At 46.2% G+C, this 8,252-nt stretch carries 7 protein-coding genes; all 7 read left to right on the top strand.

Annotated features, from left to right (window positions below; translation table 11 throughout):
* Nucleotides 1-1,810 (top strand): marine proteobacterial sortase target protein (locus tag ACN0UY_RS12575; RefSeq protein WP_417667539.1); only part of this gene is annotated, 1,810 nt, incomplete at its 5' end.
* Nucleotides 1,807-2,394: a class GN sortase gene (locus ACN0UY_RS12570; RefSeq protein WP_206840716.1), complete on the top strand. Its 588-nt coding sequence runs from the start codon at nucleotides 1,807-1,809 to the stop codon at nucleotides 2,392-2,394. The genes ACN0UY_RS12575 and ACN0UY_RS12570, both read left to right, overlap by 4 nt.
* 748 nt (nucleotides 2,395-3,142) lie before the next feature.
* Nucleotides 3,143-3,832 (top strand): alpha/beta hydrolase, encoded by a 690-nt coding sequence (locus ACN0UY_RS12565; protein WP_417667536.1) that lies wholly within the window; start codon nucleotides 3,143-3,145, stop codon nucleotides 3,830-3,832.
* Nucleotides 3,833-3,864: 32 nt separating this feature from the next.
* Nucleotides 3,865-4,344 carry a hypothetical protein gene (locus ACN0UY_RS12560; RefSeq protein WP_417667534.1) on the top strand — a complete coding sequence of 160 codons (480 nt, stop codon included), beginning with the start codon at nucleotides 3,865-3,867 and terminating at the stop codon, nucleotides 4,342-4,344.
* A 1,471-nt stretch (nucleotides 4,345-5,815) separates the two neighbouring features.
* On the top strand, nucleotides 5,816-6,361 hold the full coding sequence (locus ACN0UY_RS12555; RefSeq protein WP_091827376.1) for a DUF6624 domain-containing protein: 546 nt from the start codon (nucleotides 5,816-5,818) through the stop codon (nucleotides 6,359-6,361).
* Between the two features lie 78 nt (nucleotides 6,362-6,439).
* On the top strand, nucleotides 6,440-7,678 hold the full coding sequence (locus ACN0UY_RS12550) for a hypothetical protein (RefSeq protein ID WP_417667532.1): 1,239 nt from the start codon (nucleotides 6,440-6,442) through the stop codon (nucleotides 7,676-7,678).
* An 81-nt stretch (nucleotides 7,679-7,759) separates the two neighbouring features.
* Nucleotides 7,760-8,134, top strand: coding sequence for a nuclear transport factor 2 family protein (locus ACN0UY_RS12545; RefSeq protein ID WP_417667530.1), 375 nt, complete (start codon nucleotides 7,760-7,762; stop codon nucleotides 8,132-8,134).
* Nucleotides 8,135-8,252: the final 118 nt, after the last annotated feature.

The raw sequence follows: 8,252 nt of genomic DNA, 5'->3' as shown, positions 1-8,252 counted from the left end.
GTATCTGTTCCCTCTGCCCGATGAGGCAGCCGTTGATCACCTGAAAATGCAGATAGGAGACCGCATTATCGAGGGTGATATTCAGGAAAAAGAGCAGGCCCGGGCAACCTACGAGCAGGCAAAATCTCAGGGACAGAACGCCGCGCTCACCGAGCAGGACCGCCCTAACCTGTTTCACACATCCGTTGCCAATATTCCGCCGGGTGGCGAGGTCACCATCAGTATTGAGTACCAGCAGACACTGGTCTGGAAAGATGGCCGGTTCAGCGCCGGTTTCCCGCTGGCAATCACCCCACGTTATAACCCGGTACAGCCCGCAGAAGTGCGCCGTGTGGTTGAGGGACAGGCAACCCTGAGCAGCGGCTGGCAGATACTGCCGGGTGAACGTAAAACCGTGATGGCCACAAGCGGCGATGACGACAACGCCGTCAGCCCTACTCCGGGACCGGTTGAGATCAGCCTTAATCTGCAACCTGGATTCAGACTCAGCTCTCTGGACAGCCCTTCACATCAGATCAGTCAGAAACAGACAGAAGATGGCCGCTACATCATCAGCCTGCTGGCGGATGAGCCGGATGACTACCGTGATTTTGTTTTGAACTGGACACCGGTGGAAAGCGCCGAACCTTCGGCGGCGTTTTTCTCAGAGCAGCATGGGGATGAACACTATGGTCTGCTGATGCTTATGCCGCCTCAGGATCTGCACACAGCACGCTACAGCCGGGAAGTGGTCTTTGTGATTGATACGTCAGGTTCCATGGCCGGTACCTCAATTGAAGCCGCGCGCAGAGCGCTGCAGGCCGGTATAGACGGGCTGGCATCTGATGACACGTTTAACGTGATTCAGTTTAACTCTTCAACCGATACGCTCTTTAACCAGCCGGTTATAGCCGATATCCGGCGCCGCCAGCAGGCCGCCAGCTATATCAACTCACTGCAGGCAGGCGGTGGTACCGAAATGGCACCTGCACTGACTGCTGCACTGTCAGGCATACGCAGCAATGATGACACCCCCAGATTGCGCCAGATCGTGTTTATCACCGATGGCAGTGTGTCCAACGAACAGCAACTGTTTGATCTGATCCGCAGCCGTCTCGATAACACCCGCCTGTTCACCGTGGGTATTGGCAGCGCACCCAACAGTTACTTTATGGAAGAAGCCGCAGTGGCCGGACGGGGCACCTTTACGTATATTGCGTCTCCGTCTGAATCTGAAAGCAGCATGCAAATGCTCTTCAGCAAGCTGGAAAAACCGGCCATGACCGATATCAGGATCGAAGGCGATGGGATTAAAGACCTGATGCCATCGGTAATTCCTGACCTTTACTCCGGTGAGCCGCTGGCTGTGTCGATGAAACTGGCAAACGGCACAGGCGAAGTCCGTATCAGTGGCCGTACTGGTGATGCCGCATGGCAGGAAACACTGACACTGGCACCGGCGGATAATACCCGGGGTATCATGACAGACTGGGCCCAGCGTGCGGTGCAGGACTGGCGCCGTGGGTATCTCAGAGGTGTCAGCAAAGAACAGATCCGTTCTGAAATCATTGCGCTGGGTCTTAAATATCACCTGGTTACGCCATACACCAGCCTGGTTGCCGTTGATAAAACACCTGTCCGTCCTGAACAGGAAGGGAGCGAAACGCTGGTGGTGCCTGCAGCCAAACCCCACGGCCTTGATCTGGGGATGGCCCAAGGCGCTACCGGATATCAGCTGCCCCTCGCCGGAGGACTTGCCGCCCTGCTGGCAGCACTTTCCGTCATGATTGTGGAGCGGCGCAGAAAGTCCGGTTCAAGGTGGTGTGCATGATCTTCAGCATCCGTAACCTCATACTGGCAGCCCTTGTGGCTGCTGGTCTGATCCTCACCTCAACAGCCCTGTGGATTCCTGTAAAAGCCCGGCTGGCGCAATGGCTGCTGGCCGATGCCTGGGCCGAAAGTCTGGACAGCGGTACAGCAGTAAAACCCTGGCCCTGGGCCGACCACTGGCCGGTTGCGCGTCTGAGCGTGCCTGATATGGACATTGATCAGATTGTACTGGCCGGAGACAGTGGCAGCTCGCTGGCTTTTGGCCCCGGTGAAAATATGCAGGCACATGCGATGACCCATGCCGCACGGATTATCAGCGGACACAGAGATACCCACTTCAGCTTCCTGCGGAATATACAACCAGGCCAGACGCTGATGCTCAGCGACCATAACGGAAATGTGACATACCAGGTTGATCAGATTCAGGTGGTGGATTCGGCCGTTACCCGGCTGACGCCCACTGCCTTTCCAGATGGACTGATACTGGTGACCTGTTATCCTTTTGATGCGCTCACCGCAGGAGGAACTCAGCGGCTGGTTGTGATGGCCTCTGCTGTTGAGCCTGAGAAGCCCCCTGCATACTGAGTAAAAGCATAATGTTCATCATATTGATCAGTGCTCAGTACCTTCTGTGTGAAGCTGACTAGGAGGCCTAAGATCGATTTGATGTGGAATGCTTTTGGTATGCGCCAATCACCAAATTTTGATGATGAGGGAAATTGGACGCCTCGGGACTGAATGTTAACAAGTCGCAGCAGTACGCGGCCGATGGTTGCCGGACGTCCTTTCCATGGTTACTTCCTACCTCTTCCAAGGTCACCGCTGTGTTCAGCGTTAATGATAATACTGAACGGCTTGTATACCAGGTTAGGTTAACGACCCAGCTAACGTTTGCTTCGGGCCACCTCTTGTAATCCCGGCTATGGGGCGGTCCAGCGCACAGAGAGGAACTTCACAAGAGTCATCCAATCGTTTCGAGCGCCGAGCACCTGTGGAAAAGTCAACCTGGCTTTTTGTGATTTTATACAGTGTATTGATGGCAACATGCTCTCCGCGCTCACTTTGTCGCGTACCGGTGCTCATTTGCGACTGGTAACAGGCTGAAAAATCATTCACTATCAGAGGACTATGGACTGGCCGTTGCAGGATACTGCGCACGGCAAAGCTGCAAAATGCGCAAGCTCGTTTTCACCGGAAGAGAATGACTGTGGTATCTCGACTTATCCTTTCTCTTCATATGCTTACAACAGCTCTCCAGTCTGCGACTGAGAGCAAATATGCGTATGCGTAGTATTAATAATGTTAACTGCTATCATCGAATAATGGAGTAAATTTGAACAAGTATCTTGCTGTTTTTTTATTGTTATTAACCGAGCACTCTATGGCTGGAGGGGTTTTTAGTAGCTTTCCTTCGAAGATAAATCCTGATGAAAAATATATCATCTACTCACACGGCCTTATCGTCGAGGGCAGCGACACCAGACCTTTGCACCCAAAATTTGGAGCTTATGAGTTTGATTTAATAAAAGACGCTTTAGTTATCGGTGATGAATTTAATGTCATCGCTGAGCATCGACCTAAAAACACCGAAATCATTCCGTACGCTAGAAAATTAGCCTCTTGGGTGAAAGCCTTAGTCTCAGCAGGAGTCGAGCCTTCGAATATCACTCTTGTGGGCTTTTCAAGAGGAGGAGAGCTAACAGCTTATGCATCAAGCGAACTGGATGAGTTGAATATAAACACGGTACTGTTAGCAACATGTTGGTCTGGGTCAGTCCAAAGCAACCCGACGGTGGCCTTTGGAGGAAATTTCCTATCCGTATATGAAACTACTGATGAGGCTTTGTCTTGCAAGGAAATCGCCAAGAAAAGTAGGCGCTTAGTCTCATTCAAGGAGATAAGCATTTCAACTGGGAGGGAACATGGCGCATTTTTCAAACCTTTAGAAGAATGGGTTGTCCCTGTTAGGCAATGGATTGAGTCCAAGGCAGTTAACAAACCATTGCAGCGGACAAGCCGCTGAATGCGGCGTTATATTTCAAGAAAGTGTGTGCCATGGAATACGAAGGCTATTTAACAAAAGAAGAAGTATTGGAGAGAATTGAAAATGCATTTCCGTTCGTGGAAAGGCCATCGGAAGATGACCTTTATGTATATGACGAGTCCGATAGAATGCGGAAAATCATAAGTTCTGGTATATCTAAATTTCGAGAGCCAGAACTTCCTTATGAAGGCGTAATGGTTTTGTACGATGAATTTTCTACTATAAGCCAGAAAGCCGTCATTTGGCTGCTTCCGTCAATGCTAAGAATTATAATAAAAGAACGAGATCTGTCTGAAAATCTTCATTGGTTTTTGCCGTCATACTTTGAACACTTGGATTTAAATAGCCCTGATTCAGCATATAATTTTTCCTGGCTATCTCGGCAGCAGTTGTCTGCATTAAATTGCCTATTTGAGTACATGTCCGAAAAATACGATGAGTCAACTGGCTATGCACAAGAGAAATTACGAGAGATTGAGCAAAACATATAACAAGGCGTTCAAAATCAGTCGCTGGGCTCCTTGGGACCTCAAAAGCTACGCTTTTTCGGCCCTTTAACGCGGCGTTATGCATAGCAGGGGAAAATAGTTTGAATAGAGTTGTTACTTTGATCAATATTGTACTGATTGGCTTGATTTTATCATCAGATGTTAGCCTGGTTATGAAATACTATCAGAAGCCGAATGTCTATGCGTTGATGAGTCACGTCTCATCTATCCATTATTACTTTCTGCACCAAATAGGTCTACAGTTTGCTTATGTAAAAGTAGCTATATCTCTTCTGTTGATTATTTCATGGTCACATAAGTTGATATACCCGTCAAAGGTTGTACTTCTTAAATATGCAACTTTTTTCTATTCATTGTTATGGATATTAATTGGAGTACTGGTTCTATCTGGTATAGTAGGAACATTGCAGTATTCAACCAGTTTACCGATTGATTTATATGATTTCTCTCTATTGGTGCAGAGCTTAACTCTGTTGCAGTTATCCAAAATATTATCCGTAGTTATAATATTGCCATTGGGTTTAATGGTGTTACCTAAGCTTTATAATTATACGTTGACTTATGTATGAGAAGTTGGTAAACAGGAACCAGCTACGCCCCGCATTCATGTGGTTCCCGTTACAAAAGTGTTATGAATAAAAGGATATTCGCATGTTAAAAGAGGTTAGAAATTTAATGTCTTCAACAGTCCATAAAATAAACACTATATTACAGGGACCTACTAGTAAAAAATCAATGTAAAAATTAAATCAGGTAGTAGTTTATAATTTGCAAGAGAAGTTAGTTGCTATTTATTCTGAGGCCAATGGAACAACGCGCCGGCTGTTTTTAAATGTTAGCTTTTCAGAAGGATTAGAGAGAGATGTATGTCATTGTGCTACTTCTCATGTCCCTAGGAATGGGGGCTGACGAAATTATCATGAATGCAAAGGGTGAAGTGGTCTCTGATTTAATCCAGACACTTTGGGCATTTATGTTCTTTATACTATCCACAATGTGGTCTGCTCAAGATTCAAAAGCCCGAAATATTCACCGACCATTTGACTTTGGGTTTCTTATTTACATTCTATGGCCTATTTCTTTCCCAGCATATCTAATTGTAACACGAGGTGTGGAAGGCATTATTACGTTTCTTGGATTCCTGGCGATTTGGTGTGGGCCGTGGCTTTTAGGACTTGTGTCTTACGTTTATATATATTCAGGCTAAAGCTAACAAAGAATTTCATTCGCACACAAGTGAGCTGGGACCTTCGTCTCTATGCGGATCCAATCTAACCGATGATTTTGGTTTAGGTCCTCTATGACTGCTCATTGTTCTCCCGGGAAGCATAATTGTAGGGGCTATTAGTTCATGGGTAACATTGATAGCCTTAAAAGAAGAGAGCGGTAGTGACAATGAAAACACATAACCAGGCGTTCAAAATCGTTCGCCTCGCTCACAGGGAAGGAGCCCATGAATCAGAATCTTGCAGATGAACTGGTCACGATGATGACGGAAGACCAGCGATTATTGCAGCAACTTTTCGATTCCGGAGAGCTGCCATCTGAGTCTTATCATCCCCGGATGAAAGCTCTACATGAGCACAACGCTTCTCGCCTCAAGGAGATTATCGGTGCTCATGGTTGGCCCAGCATTTCGTTGGTTGGTGAGGATGCTGCCAAGGCTGCTTGGCTTGTCGCTCAGCATTCCGTTTCAGATATCGAGTTCATGGCGGAATGTGTTTCCCTGCTGGAAAATGCCATTGTGAGAGAAGATGTGGCAGGCTGGCAATTGGCGTTCCTTCAGGACCGAGTACGGACGCTATCCGGCGAGCCCCAATATTACGGCACCCAGTTTGATATTGATGAAGATGGGTGGCCAACACCGTTTCCCATTGAGGATTCTGCTACGGTTAATGAGCGCCGTGCTCGCCTTGGGCTTAATTCCCTGGAGGAGCGCTTGGAGCAAATGACCGAGCAGGAGCGGAAGCGTCGTGCCAATACCCAGCACACCCGTTAACCAAACGCACTCTCGAACGTCCTGGTCTCCGCTTCGCTGCGCCAAGAAGACCGGTGCGCTCTGCGTTAGGAAATAAATATGTCAGATAACTTTATTTTAGACAATATAGATAAGCCCCAATCCTTAGAAGAAGCCTATAGAAACTCACCTGAGCTATTTGAGGCTGACCTAAAAAAGGCTTTATTGGTTGAAGAAAACTCTGAAACCTTGAATGTTTGGCATGCTCGATTAAGCTACTTGCCCAAAATTGCAGCACCCAAAATATCCACCTTCCACCTAGTTATAATATGCTCTATTGCAGGTTTTTTTGTAAAAATACCATCGATATTCGACGTTCATGATGATTGGTACTACTCTAGGTTTGCTCCAATAATAACCATTTCGGCAATAATTTCTTATTTTATAATCTCAACTTGCAAGAAAAAATTTGCATGGTTTATAGTTTTGGCATTAGCTGCTTGCATTTCATACCTATTGGTTCTCCCCGATAACTCTCGATCAGCCTCTATAACAATGGCACTGATTCATCTGCCATTATTTACATTGAGCCTTTTAGCAGTTAGCTTCATGTCTGATCAATGGCTTAATGTTGATTCAAGGATAAATTTTATCCGGTATCTTGGCGAAATGGGTATATATTCTGTACTTATACTGCTGGGTGGCATTATTCTAACAGCGCTTACTCTAGGCCTTTTTAGCCTTATAGATCTGCCTATTGATAGGTGGTATATGGAGTACGTTGTTGTAATTGGACTTGTTTCTTCACCAGTAGTCGCAACGTATTTATTCGATTCGGTTCAAAATCGTCAAAGTAAATTTGCTCCAATATTATCTAACGTATTTTCACCACTTTTCCTTATTACCATTTTGGCCTACTTGATCGCGACAGTTTATCAGGGTAAGAGTCCTTATACTGACAGGGATTTTCTTATTACTTTCAATGGGCTTTTGATTGTAATATTGGCATTAACTATTTTTTCAATATCTGGAAAAAGAAGAGCATCTGCAGTAGAGGCTTCAGACTATATAAATATTTGTTTGATTGGGTCAACATTGATAGTAAACTTAGTCGCACTATCTGCAATTTTGTTTCGTTGGGCAGAGTACGGTGTCACTTTAAACCGGATAGTAGTGTCTGGCGCAAACATCCTTATTTTTATACATTTGGTTTTATTGTTATCTGGGTATATTGGTCACATAAAAGACGGAAAAGGGCTCTCAAATCTTGAGTCTATTATCGCGAGATATATGCCCATATATGCAGTATGGTCGCTCATCGTCTCTTTTATTTTACCGTTGGTATTTCAGTTTGAATAATATGCCTGGAAAATACATCATCAATCACCAGCAGACTCCATCGGAGTGGTGTTAATTGCTAAAGAAGGTAGGGGGCAGTCCATGCATAATGAAGATCTGAAACAAGTACGAGAAAAATGGTACTCCGCTTTTTTCGCAGGTGACGTTAAGCACCTTGCTCGAGTCCAGGCAGACAATTTTACAGTCACTACCGCGCGTGGTATCCAATCCAAGAAATCTCAGATCGACGCAATCTCCTCAGCCAAGCGTAATGGAAGCTGGTTTCCCCAAGGCGGGCAAAAAAACGATACTGAGTTAACCATTCAGGATTCTGGTAGCACCACCACTGTCACTGGTCAGGGGTACACCACTTCTGGACAATCTCAAGGGCCAATAATCGCATTTTCCGAGACCTGGAAGTGGGATGGTGCTGCATGGCGAGTCATCAGTCTGAGCTATAGCGCAGCCCGAAACTAAAATTAACAAGTCTCAGAAGTACACGGCCGATGGTCGCCGCTGTGCTCAGCTTGAGCTGTTTCAGGAAAGATTATGTACAAAGGTAGCTGTTTATGGAGGGTGTTCAAAACTCTGTGTC

This window comes from Pseudidiomarina sp., assembly GCF_048268165.1.
In the GTDB taxonomy this organism is placed as follows: domain Bacteria; phylum Pseudomonadota; class Gammaproteobacteria; order Enterobacterales; family Alteromonadaceae; genus Pseudidiomarina.
This window is presented reverse-complemented; position numbering and strand designations above follow the sequence as displayed.

Excerpts from the sequence above, each read along its gene's own strand:
- ACN0UY_RS12570 (WP_206840716.1), top strand. The coding sequence starts at position 1,807 with ATGATCTTCAGCATCCGTAACCTCATACTGGCAGCCCTTGTGGCTGCT.
- ACN0UY_RS12560 (WP_417667534.1), top strand. The coding sequence starts at position 3,865 with ATGGAATACGAAGGCTATTTAACAAAAGAAGAAGTATTGGAGAGAATT.
- ACN0UY_RS12545 (WP_417667530.1), top strand. The coding sequence starts at position 7,760 with ATGCATAATGAAGATCTGAAACAAGTACGAGAAAAATGGTACTCCGCT.
- ACN0UY_RS12550 (WP_417667532.1), top strand. The coding sequence starts at position 6,440 with ATGTCAGATAACTTTATTTTAGACAATATAGATAAGCCCCAATCCTTA.
- ACN0UY_RS12555 (WP_091827376.1), top strand. The coding sequence starts at position 5,816 with ATGAATCAGAATCTTGCAGATGAACTGGTCACGATGATGACGGAAGAC.